Source organism: Bradyrhizobium sp. (assembly GCF_004799405.1).
Taxonomy (GTDB): Bacteria; Pseudomonadota; Alphaproteobacteria; order Rhizobiales; family Xanthobacteraceae; genus Bradyrhizobium.
The window spans coordinates 1-13,133 of record NZ_SSMW01000132.1 but is presented as its reverse complement, the minus strand read 5'-3'; the positions used below and the strand labels follow the sequence as shown (position 1 = coordinate 13,133).

Sequence of the window (13,133 nt, the reverse complement as noted above, 5' to 3'; positions counted from 1 at the left end):
GTCCAGCCGATACGCCCAGCGCCAGGCAACATGATCTTTGAGATGCGCGGCCCGTTGCCACCGCGCCAAAAACGTTATCAACAACCACGCGAGAAACTTGATGTCCCCCGCTTCCAATAAAATCGCTCTTTTTATCGATGGCGCCAATCTTTACGCGACCGCCAAGACGCTCGGCTTCGATATCGACTACAAGCGCCTGCTCAAGGAATTCCAGAGCCGCGGCACGCTGGTGCGCGCGTTCTATTACACCGCCATCATTGAAGATCAGGAATATTCGTCGATCCGCCCCTTGATCGACTGGCTCGATTACAACGGCTATACCGTCGTCACCAAGGCGACCAAGGAATTCATCGACGCCAGCGGCCGCCGCAAGGTCAAAGGCAACATGGATATCGAGCTTGCGGTCGATGCGATGGAGCTTGCCGAGCACGTCGATCAGATCGTGCTGTTTTCCGGCGACGGCGATTTTCGCTCGCTGGTCGAAGCGGTGCAGCGCCGCGGCGTCCGCGTCACCGTGGTCTCGACGATTTCAAGCCAGCCGCCGATGATCGCCGACGAGTTGCGCCGCCAGGCCGATGTCTTCACCGATCTGGTGGAATTGCAATCCAAGCTCGGCCGCGATCCCTCCGAGCGGCCGGCGCCGCGCGAGCCGCGTCATCACGCGCCGCAATTCCTGCAGCGCGCGAGCACCATGGCGCCGAGAGGCGATGAAGACGATTTCGAGGATTGAGAATAATCCGGCGCGCGGCCAGCCGGTGCCTGCCGGCGCTCCCGGCCTTTCCACCGAACCCGATCGCAATTGCCCGCTCTGTCCGCGGCTGGTCGATTTCCGCGCGGCGGTGCGCGCACGCGAACCGCAATGGTTCAATGCACCGGTGCCGTCGTTCGGCGATCCCGACGCCCGCCTGCTGATCGTTGGCCTCGCGCCGGGCCTGCAGGGCGCCAATCGCACCGGGCGTCCCTTCACCGGCGACTACGCCGGCGACCTCCTGTACGCGACGCTGCACGAATATGGTTTTGCCAAAGGCGTCTATCGGGCGCGGCCCGATGACGGCCTGACGCTGGTGGATTGCAGGATCGGCAATGCGGTGCACTGCGTGCCGCCGCAAAACAAGCCGCTGCCCGCCGAGATCAACACCTGCCGGCAATTTCTCATCGCGACGATCCAAGCCATGCCAAGGCTGCGCGCGATCGTCGCGCTCGGCCGGGTGGCGCATGACTCGACGCTGAAAGCATTGGGTTTGCGCGCCACCGCAGCCCCGTTCGCGCATGGCGCGGTGCACCGGTCGGGAGCTTTGAAATTATACGACAGCTATCATTGCTCGCGTTACAACACCAACACCCGGGTGCTGACGCCGGAGATGTTCCGAAGCGTTTTTGCGCAAGTAAAAGCGGATTTGGGTTAGCGACTAAACCGGATTTTCCTTCAGCCATGCCAGTACGTCGCCGGCATTTCGATCCGGCGGAAACACCGGATAGAACACGTGGGTGATGCGCGCTTCATCGACGATCAAAGCCAGCCGCTTGATCATGGTCAACCCCGCCACCTCCATGGTCGGTAAATCCAGCGCACGCGTCAGCGCCAATTGCTCATCCGACAAAACCGGGAACGGCAAATGCAGCCGCGCGGCCATTTCGGCCTGGTATTCGTTGCTCTGGGTCGACAGGCCGAACACATGCTTGGCGCCGGCGGCTTTCAGCTCCGCGAACAGGTCGCGGAACGAGCAGGTTTGCGGCGTGCAGCCCCGCGCGCCCGGAATCATGTCCCAATCGTCGACCAGCGAGATCTTGCCCGGCTCGCCGGTCCTGGGATAGGCGAACACGACGGTGCGTCCCGGCAACGCCGCCAATGTCACCGAGGTGTCGTCGGTGGCAACCAGGCCGATCGGCGGGATCGTCATGCCCACAAGGTGCGCCGCCGCGCCGTCGTCGGTCGGCGCGGGAATTTTGCTCCAGTCGACTTCCATCAGGTTCTTTTGATTCATCGCATTTTCCTCAGCATCCAGTACTTCGAGACCTCATGGTGAGGCGCTATTCTAGCCCCGCGCCCGCAACAGGCGGCCCTTCTCCCTGCCCCAGTCGCGCTTTTTCTCGCTCTCGCGCTTGTCGTGCAGTTTCTTGCCTTTCGCCACCGCCAGCAAGAGCTTGGCGCGGCCGCGCTCGTTGAAATAAAGTTTTAGCGGGATCAGGGTCATACCGTCGCGCTCGACCGCGCCCATCAGTTTGTTGATCTGCTTTTTGTGCAGCAGCAGTTTGCGCGGCCGCTTCGGCTCGTGATTGAAGCGGTTGGCCTGCAGGTATTCCGGAATATTGGCGTTGATCAGCCAGATTTCGCCGCCCTTGGAATCCGCATAGGATTCCGCGATGGTGGTCTTGCCGTTGCGGATCGACTTGACCTCGGTGCCGGTCAGCGCGATTCCCGCTTCCACCGTGTCCTCGATCGCATAGTTGAACCGCGCTTTGCGGTTTTCAGCGACGACCTTGATCGCGCGCTCGTTCTTCTCGGCCACGTCAAGCCTTCTTCAGGAGATCGCGGATCTCGGTCAGCAACTCTTCCTGCCGCGTCGGCTTCGGCGGCACCGGCGCCGCTTCATCCTTGCGCTTTAGTTGGTTCATGAACCTGATGACGGTGAACAGCACGAAGGCGACGATCAGGAAATTCAGCGTCAGGGTGAGGAAATTGCCCCAAGCCAGCACGGCGCCTTGCTTTTTCGCATCGACGAGATTGCCGGCCGTGACCGCTTTCGATAGCGGCGTGAAATAGTTGGAGAAATCCAGCCCGCCCGTGATGCCGCCGATCACCGGCATGATGATGTCGCCGACCAGCGAGGTTACGATGCCGCCGAAGGCCGCGCCGATAATGACGCCGACCGCGAGGTCGACCACATTGCCCTTCATTGCGAAATCGCGGAATTCCTTGAGCATCTACCGGCCCTCCTCTTCAGCTTCGCGCGCCGGATGGTTGATCGCTACGGCGTCGGACGCCTAGTTGATCAGGCCCGCATGCACCATGGCGCTACGCACCGCCACGCGGGTGGGCTCGGACACCGGAACCATCGGCAAACGCAGCTTCTCCTCGATTTTGCCGAGCAGCGACAGCGCATATTTGACCGGCGCCGGGTTCGACTCGATGAAGAGATTGGTATGCAGCGGCATCAGCTTGTCGTGCACCTTGAGCGCGGTGGCGACATCGCCCCTCTGCCAGGCGAGGTGGAATTCGGAACACAGCCGCGGCGCGACGTTGGAGGTCACTGAAATGCAGCCGTGACCGCCATGCGCCATGTAGCCGAGCACGGTGGCATCCTCGCCCGACAACTGGTTGAAATCCTCGCCCAGCGCCGCCCGTTGCTGGGAGACCCGCACCATGCTCGCGGTCGCATCCTTGACGCCGGCGATGTTCTTCAATTCGAACAGCCGCTTCATGGTATCCACGCTCATATCGATCACCGAACGCGGCGGAATGTTGTAGATGATGATGGGAATTCCGATCGCATCGTTGATCGCCTTGAAGTGCTGATACATGCCTTCCTGGGTCGGCTTGTTGTAATACGGCGTGACCACCAGCACCGCATCGGCGCCGGCCTGCTCCGCATGCTGCGCCAGTTCGACCGCCTCCCTGGTCGAATTGGAACCGGCGCCGGCGATCACGGGCACGCGGCCCTTGGCCTCATCGATGCACCATTCGACGACGCGCTTGTGCTCGTCGTGGTTCACGGTCGGGCTTTCGCCGGTGGTGCCGACCGGCACCAGGCCGTGGGTGCCCTCGGCGATTTGCCAGCTCACCAGCGCGCGAAACGCCGCTTCATCGAGCGAGCCGTTCCTGAATGGCGTGACCAAGGCGGTGAATGAACCCCGGAAATTCGTCTTGGCTGCCATGGGCTTCCTCCGAACGCACGTCGCTTGCCCATTGACCGGGCGATAAGAACCAATTCATACCGGGTCTGTCGGTCCGGCGAAAGGCCTGCCCCGGCGCAATCCCAGCCGCGATTTTGCCGCGGAGCGGGTGCAGACATCGGCTGCATCAGCCGTATTTGGTATTTTGTCCGCATATTCAATCAAATAGACCTGAGGTCTCAACGATTGCGTGATTCGCCGCGAAGGAACGCCGTGATCCCCCCCGCCCGTGCAGCCGCGTTGCGATCCGTATTGCGATCCTTGGCTTTGGCGGCAGGCCTGGCGTTGGTCCTCGGCCTGTCGGCGACGACAGCGGATGCCCGGGCCAAGCCCAAGGTACCGCTGCCGAAACCGCGGCCAATCGCGCGCAACGTCGTGCCCAAGACCTTGTCCACTTCCTTGCCCAAGACCTTGCCCAATATCTCGGTCAGGACCGCGCCCGCTGCCATCGCGCCGGCAAGCGAGCCCGCCACACGTCAGCACGCGGTTTTGCCGCCTCAGCCGGTGCGCAAACCGCCGGTGGCGGCCGCGGTGGCTGCCACGTCGTCGACTTCGCAGGCCGACACCGATGCGCTGGAAAACGTCATCGAACTCGTGCGCAAGCACAAGCCTGCGGATGCGACCGAAGCCGAAGCGGCAATATCGGATCCGGTGGCGAGGAAACTCGCCGAATGGATCATCCTGCGCAGCGACGACAATGGCGCGACGGTGGAGCGCTATCGCGCGTTCCTGTCGGCCAATCCGAGCTGGCCTTCGCAGACCTTCCTGCGCCGGCGCGGCGAAGCCGCGCTTTGGGACGACCATCGCGACGACGCCACAGTGTGGGCGTGGTTCGAAAACGATTCACCGTTGTCGGCCAAGGGCAAATTCGCGCTGGCAAAAGCCATGATCGCGCGCGGCGACCGCGCCAACGCCGAGCGCTTGGTGCGCGACGCCTGGCGAAACGATACGATATCCGAGGACACCGAAAGCAGCGCGCTCGACCTGTTCGGCGCGATGCTTTCGCCCGGCGATCACAAGGCGCGAATGGATATGCTGCTCTATGGCAGCGAACACGACGCCGCGTTGCGCGCCGCCAAGCGGCTCGGCGGCGGTCAGCTCGCGCTGGCGAAGGCGCGGATTGCATCCTATCGCAAGGCCTCCAACGCCAGGGCGCTGCTGGAAGCGGTGCCGCGCGATCTGCATGGCGACGCCGGTTTCATCTTCAGCAAGATCCAGTTGCTTCGCCGCGAAGAGAAATTCGCCGAAGCAGCCCAACTGATGCTGAGCGCGCCAAGGGACCCGGGCCGGCTTTACAATCTGGACGAATGGTGGATCGAGCGGCGGTTGCTGTCGCGCAAGATGCTCGACATCGGCGAACGCCGTACCGCCTACCTGATTGCGCGCGACGCGGCCCTGCCCTCGCGCGACGTCTACAAGACCGAGCAGGAATTCACCGCGGGCTGGATTGCGTTGCGCTTTCTGACCGACCCGGCGACGGCTGCCCAGCACTTTGCGCGCATCGGCGTCGGCAGCGTCAACCCGACCACGCTGGCACGGGCCGGCTACTGGCAAGGCCGCGCCGCGGAAGCGGCGGGCCGTTCCCAGGAAGCCCGCGCCGCCTACACCGCGGCCGCGGAACAATCGACCAGTTATTACGGCCAGCTGGCGCGTGCGAAACTGGGATTGCCGCAGATCGAGTTGAACGGCGTTCCCGCCGCTCGCGGCCGCGGAATCGAGCGGCTGGAGCTGGTCCGCGCGGCGCAACTGCTCTACGCGCTGGACGAACGCGAAATCGCGATCCCGATTTTCGCCGACATGGGGGAGAACGGCGATCCCGACCTGCTGGTCGGACTGGGCGAACTGGCCGCGCGCAACGACGACGCGCGCGCCATGCTGCTGGTTGGCAAGGCCGCGCTCAATCGCGGGCTGCCGTTCGATTTCTACGCCTATCCGATGAACGGCATCCCGCCGTTCAAGCCGATCGGGCCGGACGTCGAGCAGAGCATCATTTTTTCCATTGCGCGGCAGGAGAGCGCCTTCAATCCGGCGGTGGTCTCGCCCGCGCAGGCCTATGGGCTGATGCAGGTGACGCCGGAAGCGGGCCGTTATGTCTGCAAGAAATATGGCGCGAGCTTCGATCTCGGCCGCCTCAAGACCGATCCGGTCTACAACGCCGCACTGGGCGCCGCGGAACTCGGCGGGCTGATCGAGGATTACCGCGGCTCCTACATCATGACGTTCGCCGCCTACAATGCCGGCCGCGGCAGCGTCAAAAAATGGATCGAGCGCTACGGCGATCCGCGCGATCCCCAGGTCGACCCGGTCGACTGGGTCGAGCAGATTCCGTTCTCGGAGACCCGCAATTACGTCCAGCGGATCATGGAGAATTTGCAGGTCTACCGGGCGCGCTTCGGCGGCGGAACGCGGCTGCAGATCGAGGCCGACCTGCACCGCGGCGCCGCTGTCGAATAGCCGGGGGCATATTGGCGCTGCCAATAGCCCGGGCATATTGGCGCTGTTTTGATGCATGTGGTAATGGCTGCGAAGGACATCAGGTCACGAGCCCTTTGCCGAAGCATCCTTCTTTCCCAACCGTCAGCCGCGGACAACAACCTGTCCGCTCCCCATTGATCGAGCGCGCCGCGCGCGCGCTGGGGATGCAGCAGTTCGCGGCGGCCGAGCAGCTCGCCGCCGAAGCCCTGCGAGCGAGCCGGACCGATGCCGCCGCGATCTCGATACTGGCCCGAGCCCTGCTGGCCCAAAACCGTGGAGGCGAAGCGATCGCGCCGCTTGAAAAGGCGGCACGGCGCGGCAACGATCCCGGTATCGAAACCCTGCTTGCGGCAGCGCTCAGCGGCGCCGGACGCCGCGCGGAAGCGATTGAACAATTGCGCCGGACCGCGGCGCGGCGCCCTCCGTTCCTGCCGGCCTTCCAGGAACTCGCCGGCCAGCTTGCCAAGGCCGGACGCCTCGACGAGGCCATCGCCGCCATCGAAAGCGGGGTTGCGCTGGCGCCCGAAGCCATCGATCTGCAAGTCGACCTTGCTCGGCTTCACCTCGCTCAAAATCAGCGCGGCAAGGCGCGCGCGATCCTCTCAAGGGCTCGCGAAGCCGCACCGGGCCGTCCCGAAATTTTGACGGAACTCGCCCGCGTTCTGCTGCTGGACGGCGAATATGCGTCTGCCGCCGACACCTACCGGCTTGCGCTGGCGCATCGTCCCGACGATGCCCTGACGCGCGCGGATCTCGCCGCCTGCCTTTTCGAGATGGGCGAGCGCGCCGCCGGCGACGCCAACCTTCGTTCGGCGTTGCGCGGCAGTCCCGGGCTGCTCGGTCGAGCCACCCACGCGCTGGCCGCTTCATCGCACGGCCGTTTCTTCTTCCGCCCGAGCGCGGTTGCGAAATTCCTGCAGGGCGAACCGGTCTGAGCCGCTCCAGGCCCCCGTTTCGATGAATCGAAACGGGGCTCTGGATTCCTGATTTGACGCGTTTTCTTTACGCGAACCGGTATCCACCTCGCTGGAAAACGCTTTAGGCCCGGAATTTCCGCCGGTATAATCCTGACTCGCGGCCGATCGCCTTGGTCAGTTCGTGGACCCGTTGCGTCTCTTCCGCCGTAAACGGCGCGATGTGCGCCACCCAGTTGTCCCGTTTCACCGGCAGGCACTGCGCGATCGGCGTGCCCATCGGCAGCACGCCGCTGAAATTCATGTCGTGCCAGTGCGCCGGGAAATGAATCCAGCTGTCGCGATATCGGTCGCAATCGACCATGCCGCTCAAGGTGGTGAAGGGCAGATCGAAGCGGTTGAGCGGATGGGTGAACAGCAGCGAATAGCCTTCCGGCGCCTCGATGCTCCACAGATTGTGAAACTTGATCAGGAACCGGTCGGGCTCGAACAGCGGCGAGCCGGCGACCTGGCTCATGTCGTGGAAGCCGATCGGCGAGCGCGGAAATTCGATCGCGCCGCCGGGCGGGATATCATTGTCCCAGGTGATCGCGCCGCTCTCGATCCTGAGATCGCAGATCAGCGGAATCAGGAATCCGCTGGTCATGGCGTCGACGAAGGGGGGACAGCGCTTGATCGTATCCTCTTCGCGCATGTTGACGGCGTTGAAGGCCTGCGTCGGCATCGCCTTGAGCCAGCCGGGAAGGCCCAGTGTCGCCGGCACCGGCGGCGGCAGCTTTCCGTCCAGTTCAGCCGGGCAGCGGAACTTGAGCGTCAACGGTTCATTATGATCGGGCACGGCTATCGCTCTTGGTTGGCTCGCGTTTCCGGAGCCTTCGCGCCTGAACCTAGCACGCGCCAGAGCCGCCGCGAAAGCAGTGGCCTTCGCGGGTCATCGCGCTTGCGCGCCCCAACTTTGCTTGAAAACGCTCTAATAACGCCCGCGTCGCCTGATCGGGGGAGCGATCGGTTGCTTGCTCGCGTAGAACGGATTGGCATCGCAATAGTCAAACCGGCCGGAGGCTGTCGCCTGGCATTGCTGATAGGTGTCGAAACTGCAGTCCCCGACAGAACTCCCGTAGTCAGCGCCCTTGATGCAGTAGGGATAATCGCGCGCCTGCGCGGCCGATGGAGCCAAAACGGCGCACGAGGCCACCGCGCCAATGCATGAGGCCGCCAGCAAAAACTTGTGCATCGCCGTATCCTTGACCGTCCGCATTTCCGGGTTTGCCGATCGGAGCACAACGCTCCGTCCCCGCTCTATATTTATTGTGAAAGCACGATAGCAACCACGATTATCACGGCATGGTTATACCGTGGTCGAAATTGTTGAAGATATCGAGGACTACCGTACGAAGATAATGCTAAAATAATGCTGCGGTAGGAGTATTATAATACCTTTCTATCGAGGAGTGCGCATGCGTAAAGTAACAACTAGAAAGGGCGTCGAACTGTGGGTCCCTGAGAAGGGTGAGAAGCATGCTGGTGCTGGTCGCCCGAGGGGAAGCAAGAACAAAATCACGCTTACATTGAAGGAAGCGCTCTTGGTTGCGCTTGAGGCTGTCGGTGAAGACGGTAAGAGTACGAATGGGCTGACTGGTTATCTGTTCAAGGTGGCGATGAAGCGGCCGGATCTGATTATGCCGATCCTTGGCAAGCTGATGCTTCTGGAGATGAAACAAGCGGCCAAGGCCGAGAAAAAACGGACCTATACCAAAATAGGACCGGCCATGCCACCGAAGTACGAGACGCTCGAGGACATCCGCGCGAAGGCGGTCGCGCTGATAGAGCAGATCGATCGCGTGATTGCGACAAGGTCAAGTAAACCGGTGAAGCAGGATGCCACCAAGCAGCATGGGCTTCAATAAACACACGACGAGCGACGGTCTCTATGTATCCGACTCATAATGATCGTGTTTGATCTCAAGCTCTTGCGTGAGGATGCAGATGTGGTCGACGAGCGCCCAGACGGTGATTGTTGCTTTGGCTCGAAGAGACCGCGTTTGCCTTTTTCATCATCAAAAATTGGTTAACGTCAGAATTGTCCCTAGCCTCGATGCACGCGCGCACCGTTCAAGAAGATCGCGCGCGATATCAACGAAAATGCACGCAATCATGCCCGTTCACTGAAGGGCACGCTGGAGTTCGAGCGATCGCGCAATGCTGAACGCAACCATTACACCTGCCAGCAGGGCAAGCTGCTGGTGCAGTTCCGGCGGACCTACGCGACGCCGCGCTCGGGCATCACCAAGGACGGGACGCGGTTATATCGGTCTAGCAAGTCTGATTGCCAGAGCTGCGCCTTCAAGGCGAAGTGCTGCCCGAACACGCCGCAGCGTAAAGTGCCACGTGACATCGACGAAGACGCGCGCGATGTCGCCTGAAGCCTGGAAAACACGCCGGCCTACGAGGGTTCGCGTCATCGCCGGAAGAAGATCGAGATCCTGCCCGAAACCTTTGGCCGCTCGATAACCTATCTCGCTTCAAATTCGTTGCACTTTCATCTGGGTACAATCGAGCAAATTGGTTTATCCGGCTCCCGCAAAGCTGAAGGCCAGTACAATCAGGAGAGAAACCCAACTGAACGTCGCGTCCCTTAACCTTGGAATACCAGACCTGGAGCGTGATTGCCTACCGCTTGGGGGAGGTGAGGCAACATCGGAAGTAAGGTTACGGGACCCCGAGAAGATCAGGTAGCCGCGTCAATTACCTTATCGGCGGCGCGTATTGGATGCCGCCAGCGCTCCATAACTGGTTGAGGCCGCGGGGAATGTCGAGCTTCGAGCCGGCGCCGACATTGCGCTCGTAGACTTCGCCGTAATTGCCGACGTGGCGGATGATGCGCACGGCCCAGTCCTTGGTAAGACCGAGCTCTTCGCCATAAGCGCCCTCGGTGCCGACCAGGCGCATCACGTCTGGCTTCTTGGATTTCAACGCCTCGTCGATGTTCTTGGAGGTGATGCCAAGTTCTTCGGCATTAATCATCGCGTACAAAGTCCACTTCACGATCATCATCCAGTCGTCGTCCCGCTGCCGCACCACCGGTGCGAGCGGCTCTTTCGAAATTACGTCTGGCAAGATCGCATGATCACTGGCCTTGGAAAGTCTGAGCCGCAGGGCATAGAGCTGGGACACGTCCGAAGTAAATGTGTCGCATTGGCCTGACTCATACGCTCTGAGCGCTTCGTCCAGTTTTCCGAATTTTATCTCCTGGTACTTCATATTGTTGGTGCGGAAGTAATCCTCAAGATTGAGCTGCGTGGTGGTCGCTTCTTGGACGCATACTTTGCTGCCATCGAGCGCGAGCGCGGAATCGATGTCGCGCGCCTTCGGGATCATAAATCCCTGACCGTCATAATAAGAAACCGCTGGAAAATACAAATCATTGGAAGTCTCCCGTGACATGTTCCATGTCGAGTTGCGGGAAAGGATATCAACCTTGCGGGCTTGCAGTTCCTTGAACCGTTCGTTGGCGTCTAGCGGAATGTACTGCACCTTTTTCGGGTCGTCGAAGATTGCAGCGGCGACTGCGCGACAGAAATCCACGTCGAAGCCCGACCAGTTTCCTTTGTCGTCAGGACTCGAAAATCCGGGCAGGCCAGTGTTGACGCCGCAAAGGACTGCATCCCGCTGGATGGTCCGCTTCAGGGTTTTGGTGTCGTATCGCTCATAGACGATCGCGGCGGAGCCGACTGCAACCGCAACAGCTAGCCCAACCAAAAGGCCGGTTCGGAATGTCCGCATGGCATACATCTCTCAAACGAAATTTGGAAAAGGGTTATGTATTGAAGTTGGGTCGCCCGATTACAGGTCCGGCTTCTGCCGCACAATGACCTTGGTGCCGACCGGGACACGCTCATAGAGGTCGGTCACGTCCGCATTGACCAGCCGAAAGCAGCCGGATGACACTTCGGTGCCGATCGTATCCGGCCGATTGGTGCCGTGGATGCGATAAACGGTGGTCCCGAGATACATCGCGCGGGCGCCGAGCGGGTTCCCGGGACCGCCGGCCATGAAGCGGGGCAGATAGGGCTGTCGCGCGATCATCTCCGGCGGCGGTGTCCAATCCGGCCACTCCGCCTTGCGCGAAATGTTCAACAGGCCCTGCCACTGGAATCCGTCGCGTCCGACACCGATGCCGTAGCGCAGCGCGCGGCCGTTGCCCTGAATCAGGTAGAGATGGCGCTCCGCGGTCGCGATGATGATGGTGCCCGGCGCCTCCGTCGTACGGTAATACACCATCTGCTTCTGATATTCCGGATCCAATTCTACGGAATCGTCAGCTAAGAGCCCGGGTTGGTCGCCTCGATCGTTTTGCTGTGCAAAGCTCTGCGAGGACGAAAGAATTATGCCGACTGACGCAACAGCCGTCCAAATGAAGTGACGAAACTTAATCATTCCAGGCGTTCCTTCTTCTTTGCGCAGATGTCTAACACTCAAGGCCATTCACAGGAAACAAAATCCCAGAAGGCGTGCGAAATAATCGCTGAGGAACTTGGGAGATCTCAGAAAATCCGTTGTCCTAGACCGGTTGCAGCCTGCACATCACCTACAATTCAGCCGCCGCAGCATACAACGGCGTTGTGCCGGCAAACCCATTTTCCTTGACAGGCGGAGGTTGGGGCGCGTGGGAAATAGCCGGGCGTATCAGCATGATTGATCTCAACGATCAACTTGCAACCGCGAACGGGGTAGCTGGAGGCAGGCAACTCGTCTATACGCCGGGTCTGAATTGGTACGTCACCCCCAATGTGCGTTTCACGTTCAATTATCTACACGGTGACATCACGAAGCAGGCGAGCGCTACCAACCCCGCTGATGTTGGCGCGAAGTTCGATGCATTTGCGATGCGGACCCAGGTCGCCTTCTAGAAATTGACGGCCTCTATCTCACTCGAGAACGCGAATTGCGTTGGTCTCAATTGCGCGCCAATGACCGCCCCAGTCCGGGTTAAGCCCGGTCTGCAAGCTCGAGTGTTACCAGTCTTGCAAGCAAGGTCGCGGGGTAGAGCTGGCCAAATATCGATTCCAGATTGCAAAGGCTGCGCGCCACCGGATGCACCGGGAAAATATTGCCGTAGCCTGTCGTGGTCAGCGTCGCGAAGCTGAAATAGATCAGATTGCTGGCAAGCTTGAACGGTCAAACCGGTTGGAGAATATCTGCAATATGGCCGTACCTTGATGAAGGTCCCGATTGGAATGTTCAGCATGGCCGCCGGTGTGGCTTCCTGTCCAACAATCAGCGGATTGGTCGCGACCGGAAACGTCGTCGAGACCTACGGATCATTGTGCCGCGCCGTCCTGATGATGCTCGTACTGCCCAGGTATGCCTGACCGTCGCCGGCTTCGAAGCAGTTTACCTGATCTGGGGACTCTTTTCCGACCGCTTCACCGTCGCTGATGTGCAGAAAACGGCGACGATCCTGGCATATCTCTGTCTTGGTCTCAGTGGTTGGGCTGCGCAAACGGTGATTAGTCGCGGCTTCTATACGCTCGAAAGTACGTGGCTCCCGACCATCGTCGGCACCGGAATCGCCTTCATCATGGCGCCAGTTTACGTGGTCTTGCGGCGGCAAGGCCGCGCGATCGGTCTGGCGATTACAAGCTCGACGGCAATCATAGCCTACGTCATGCTCGGCTGGGCTGCAGCGGAGACGTTTGAGAAAGGGCCGATGCCAGCGGCACCACGCTTCAGGGGGCTGAGGGAATGTTGCGGCCGGTGCTCCGCCTGGCCGCCGCCGCTATCGCGACGGCCTTGGGCCTTTTTTGCAAGAGTCCCGTTAGGCACTACCTTCCTCATACGCACATCGTG

The 13,133-nt window shown here is 61.0% G+C and carries 15 protein-coding genes and 1 pseudogene; 7 read left to right on the top strand and 9 right to left on the bottom strand.

Annotated elements, in window-relative coordinates:
* Positions 1-100: 100 nt before the first annotated feature.
* Together E7813_RS20890 and E7813_RS20885 are read left to right on the top strand one after the other, a co-directional pair.
* The gene (locus E7813_RS20890; protein WP_291577111.1) at positions 101-730 is read left to right on the top strand and encodes an NYN domain-containing protein; all 630 of its coding nucleotides are present in this window, start codon (positions 101-103) and stop codon (positions 728-730) included.
* Positions 708-1,406 (top strand): uracil-DNA glycosylase, encoded by a 699-nt coding sequence (locus tag E7813_RS20885; protein ID WP_291577110.1) that lies wholly within the window; start codon positions 708-710, stop codon positions 1,404-1,406. Before E7813_RS20890 ends, E7813_RS20885 begins: the two co-directional genes overlap by 23 nt.
* A 3-nt stretch (positions 1,407-1,409) precedes the next feature.
* Here the strand turns inward: E7813_RS20885 and E7813_RS20880 are convergent, their stop codons facing one another.
* The 4 genes from E7813_RS20880 to dapA are packed head-to-tail and all read right to left on the bottom strand — an operon-like array spanning position 1,410 to position 3,876.
* On the bottom strand, positions 1,410-1,985 hold the full coding sequence (locus E7813_RS20880) for a peroxiredoxin (RefSeq protein WP_291577109.1): 576 nt from the start codon (positions 1,983-1,985) through the stop codon (positions 1,410-1,412).
* A 51-nt stretch (positions 1,986-2,036) separates the two neighbouring features.
* On the bottom strand, positions 2,037-2,510 hold the full coding sequence (gene smpB / locus E7813_RS20875; protein WP_291577108.1) for an SsrA-binding protein SmpB: 474 nt from the start codon (positions 2,508-2,510) through the stop codon (positions 2,037-2,039).
* A gap of 1 nt (position 2,511) precedes the next feature.
* Positions 2,512-2,925: a large conductance mechanosensitive channel protein MscL gene (gene mscL, locus E7813_RS20870; RefSeq protein ID WP_291577107.1), complete on the bottom strand. Its 414-nt coding sequence runs from the start codon at positions 2,923-2,925 to the stop codon at positions 2,512-2,514.
* 60 nt (positions 2,926-2,985) lie between these two features.
* Complete coding sequence (gene dapA, locus E7813_RS20865) at positions 2,986-3,876, bottom strand: 4-hydroxy-tetrahydrodipicolinate synthase (protein WP_291577106.1); 891 nt, start codon at positions 3,874-3,876, stop codon at positions 2,986-2,988.
* A gap of 279 nt (positions 3,877-4,155) precedes the next feature.
* Between dapA and E7813_RS20860 the strand changes: the two genes are divergently transcribed.
* Positions 4,156-6,348: a transglycosylase SLT domain-containing protein gene (locus E7813_RS20860; RefSeq protein WP_291577105.1), complete on the top strand. Its 2,193-nt coding sequence runs from the start codon at positions 4,156-4,158 to the stop codon at positions 6,346-6,348.
* Positions 6,349-6,533: 185 nt separating this feature from the next.
* Complete coding sequence (locus E7813_RS20855) at positions 6,534-7,304, top strand: tetratricopeptide repeat protein (RefSeq protein WP_291577129.1); 771 nt, start codon at positions 6,534-6,536, stop codon at positions 7,302-7,304.
* Between the two features lie 103 nt (positions 7,305-7,407).
* On the opposite strand, the gene E7813_RS20850 is transcribed toward E7813_RS20855, so the two are convergent.
* Entirely contained in the window at positions 7,408-8,121 is a 714-nt protein-coding gene (locus E7813_RS20850; protein ID WP_291577104.1) for a hypothetical protein, read from the bottom strand.
* Between the two features lie 132 nt (positions 8,122-8,253).
* On the bottom strand, positions 8,254-8,517 hold the full coding sequence (locus tag E7813_RS20845) for a DUF3551 domain-containing protein (RefSeq protein WP_291577103.1): 264 nt from the start codon (positions 8,515-8,517) through the stop codon (positions 8,254-8,256).
* Between the two features lie 223 nt (positions 8,518-8,740).
* On the opposite strand from E7813_RS20845, the gene E7813_RS20840 reads away from it, so the two are divergent.
* Positions 8,741-9,190: a hypothetical protein gene (locus tag E7813_RS20840; protein WP_291577102.1), complete on the top strand. Its 450-nt coding sequence runs from the start codon at positions 8,741-8,743 to the stop codon at positions 9,188-9,190.
* Positions 9,191-10,028: 838 nt separating this feature from the next.
* On the opposite strand, the gene E7813_RS20835 is transcribed toward E7813_RS20840, so the two are convergent.
* On the bottom strand, positions 10,029-11,066 hold the full coding sequence (locus E7813_RS20835; RefSeq protein WP_291577101.1) for an amino acid ABC transporter substrate-binding protein: 1,038 nt from the start codon (positions 11,064-11,066) through the stop codon (positions 10,029-10,031).
* Positions 11,067-11,126: 60 nt separating this feature from the next.
* Complete coding sequence (locus tag E7813_RS20830; RefSeq protein ID WP_291577100.1) at positions 11,127-11,720, bottom strand: L,D-transpeptidase; 594 nt, start codon at positions 11,718-11,720, stop codon at positions 11,127-11,129.
* A 152-nt stretch (positions 11,721-11,872) separates the two neighbouring features.
* Between E7813_RS20830 and E7813_RS20825 the strand changes: the two are divergent.
* A pseudogene (locus E7813_RS20825) lies at positions 11,873-12,193 on the top strand (porin); the annotation flags it as partial.
* A 79-nt stretch (positions 12,194-12,272) separates the two neighbouring features.
* Here the strand turns inward: E7813_RS20825 and E7813_RS20820 are convergent.
* Positions 12,273-12,437, bottom strand: a complete 165-nt coding sequence (locus E7813_RS20820) for a potassium channel family protein (RefSeq protein WP_291577128.1) — start codon at positions 12,435-12,437, stop codon at positions 12,273-12,275.
* A gap of 16 nt (positions 12,438-12,453) precedes the next feature.
* On the opposite strand from E7813_RS20820, the gene E7813_RS20815 reads away from it, so the two are divergent.
* On the top strand, positions 12,454-13,133 hold a 680-nt coding region (locus tag E7813_RS20815), incomplete at its 3' end, for a lipid II flippase MurJ (protein WP_291577099.1).

What these genes read in the sequence shown, in the direction of transcription:
- E7813_RS20890 (WP_291577111.1), top strand. Translation starts at nt 101, where the DNA reads ATGTCCCCCGCTTCCAATAAAATCGCTCTTTTTATCGATGGCGCCAAT.
- dapA (WP_291577106.1), bottom strand. Translation starts at nt 3,876, where the DNA reads ATGGCAGCCAAGACGAATTTCCGGGGTTCATTCACCGCCTTGGTCACG.
- E7813_RS20830 (WP_291577100.1), bottom strand. Translation starts at nt 11,720, where the DNA reads ATGATTAAGTTTCGTCACTTCATTTGGACGGCTGTTGCGTCAGTCGGC.
- mscL (WP_291577107.1), bottom strand. Translation starts at nt 2,925, where the DNA reads ATGCTCAAGGAATTCCGCGATTTCGCAATGAAGGGCAATGTGGTCGAC.
- E7813_RS20835 (WP_291577101.1), bottom strand. Translation starts at nt 11,066, where the DNA reads ATGCGGACATTCCGAACCGGCCTTTTGGTTGGGCTAGCTGTTGCGGTT.
- E7813_RS20840 (WP_291577102.1), top strand. Translation starts at nt 8,741, where the DNA reads ATGCGTAAAGTAACAACTAGAAAGGGCGTCGAACTGTGGGTCCCTGAG.
- E7813_RS20880 (WP_291577109.1), bottom strand. Translation starts at nt 1,985, where the DNA reads ATGAATCAAAAGAACCTGATGGAAGTCGACTGGAGCAAAATTCCCGCG.
- E7813_RS20855 (WP_291577129.1), top strand. Translation starts at nt 6,534, where the DNA reads ATGCAGCAGTTCGCGGCGGCCGAGCAGCTCGCCGCCGAAGCCCTGCGA.
- E7813_RS20845 (WP_291577103.1), bottom strand. Translation starts at nt 8,517, where the DNA reads ATGCACAAGTTTTTGCTGGCGGCCTCATGCATTGGCGCGGTGGCCTCG.
- E7813_RS20885 (WP_291577110.1), top strand. Translation starts at nt 708, where the DNA reads ATGAAGACGATTTCGAGGATTGAGAATAATCCGGCGCGCGGCCAGCCG.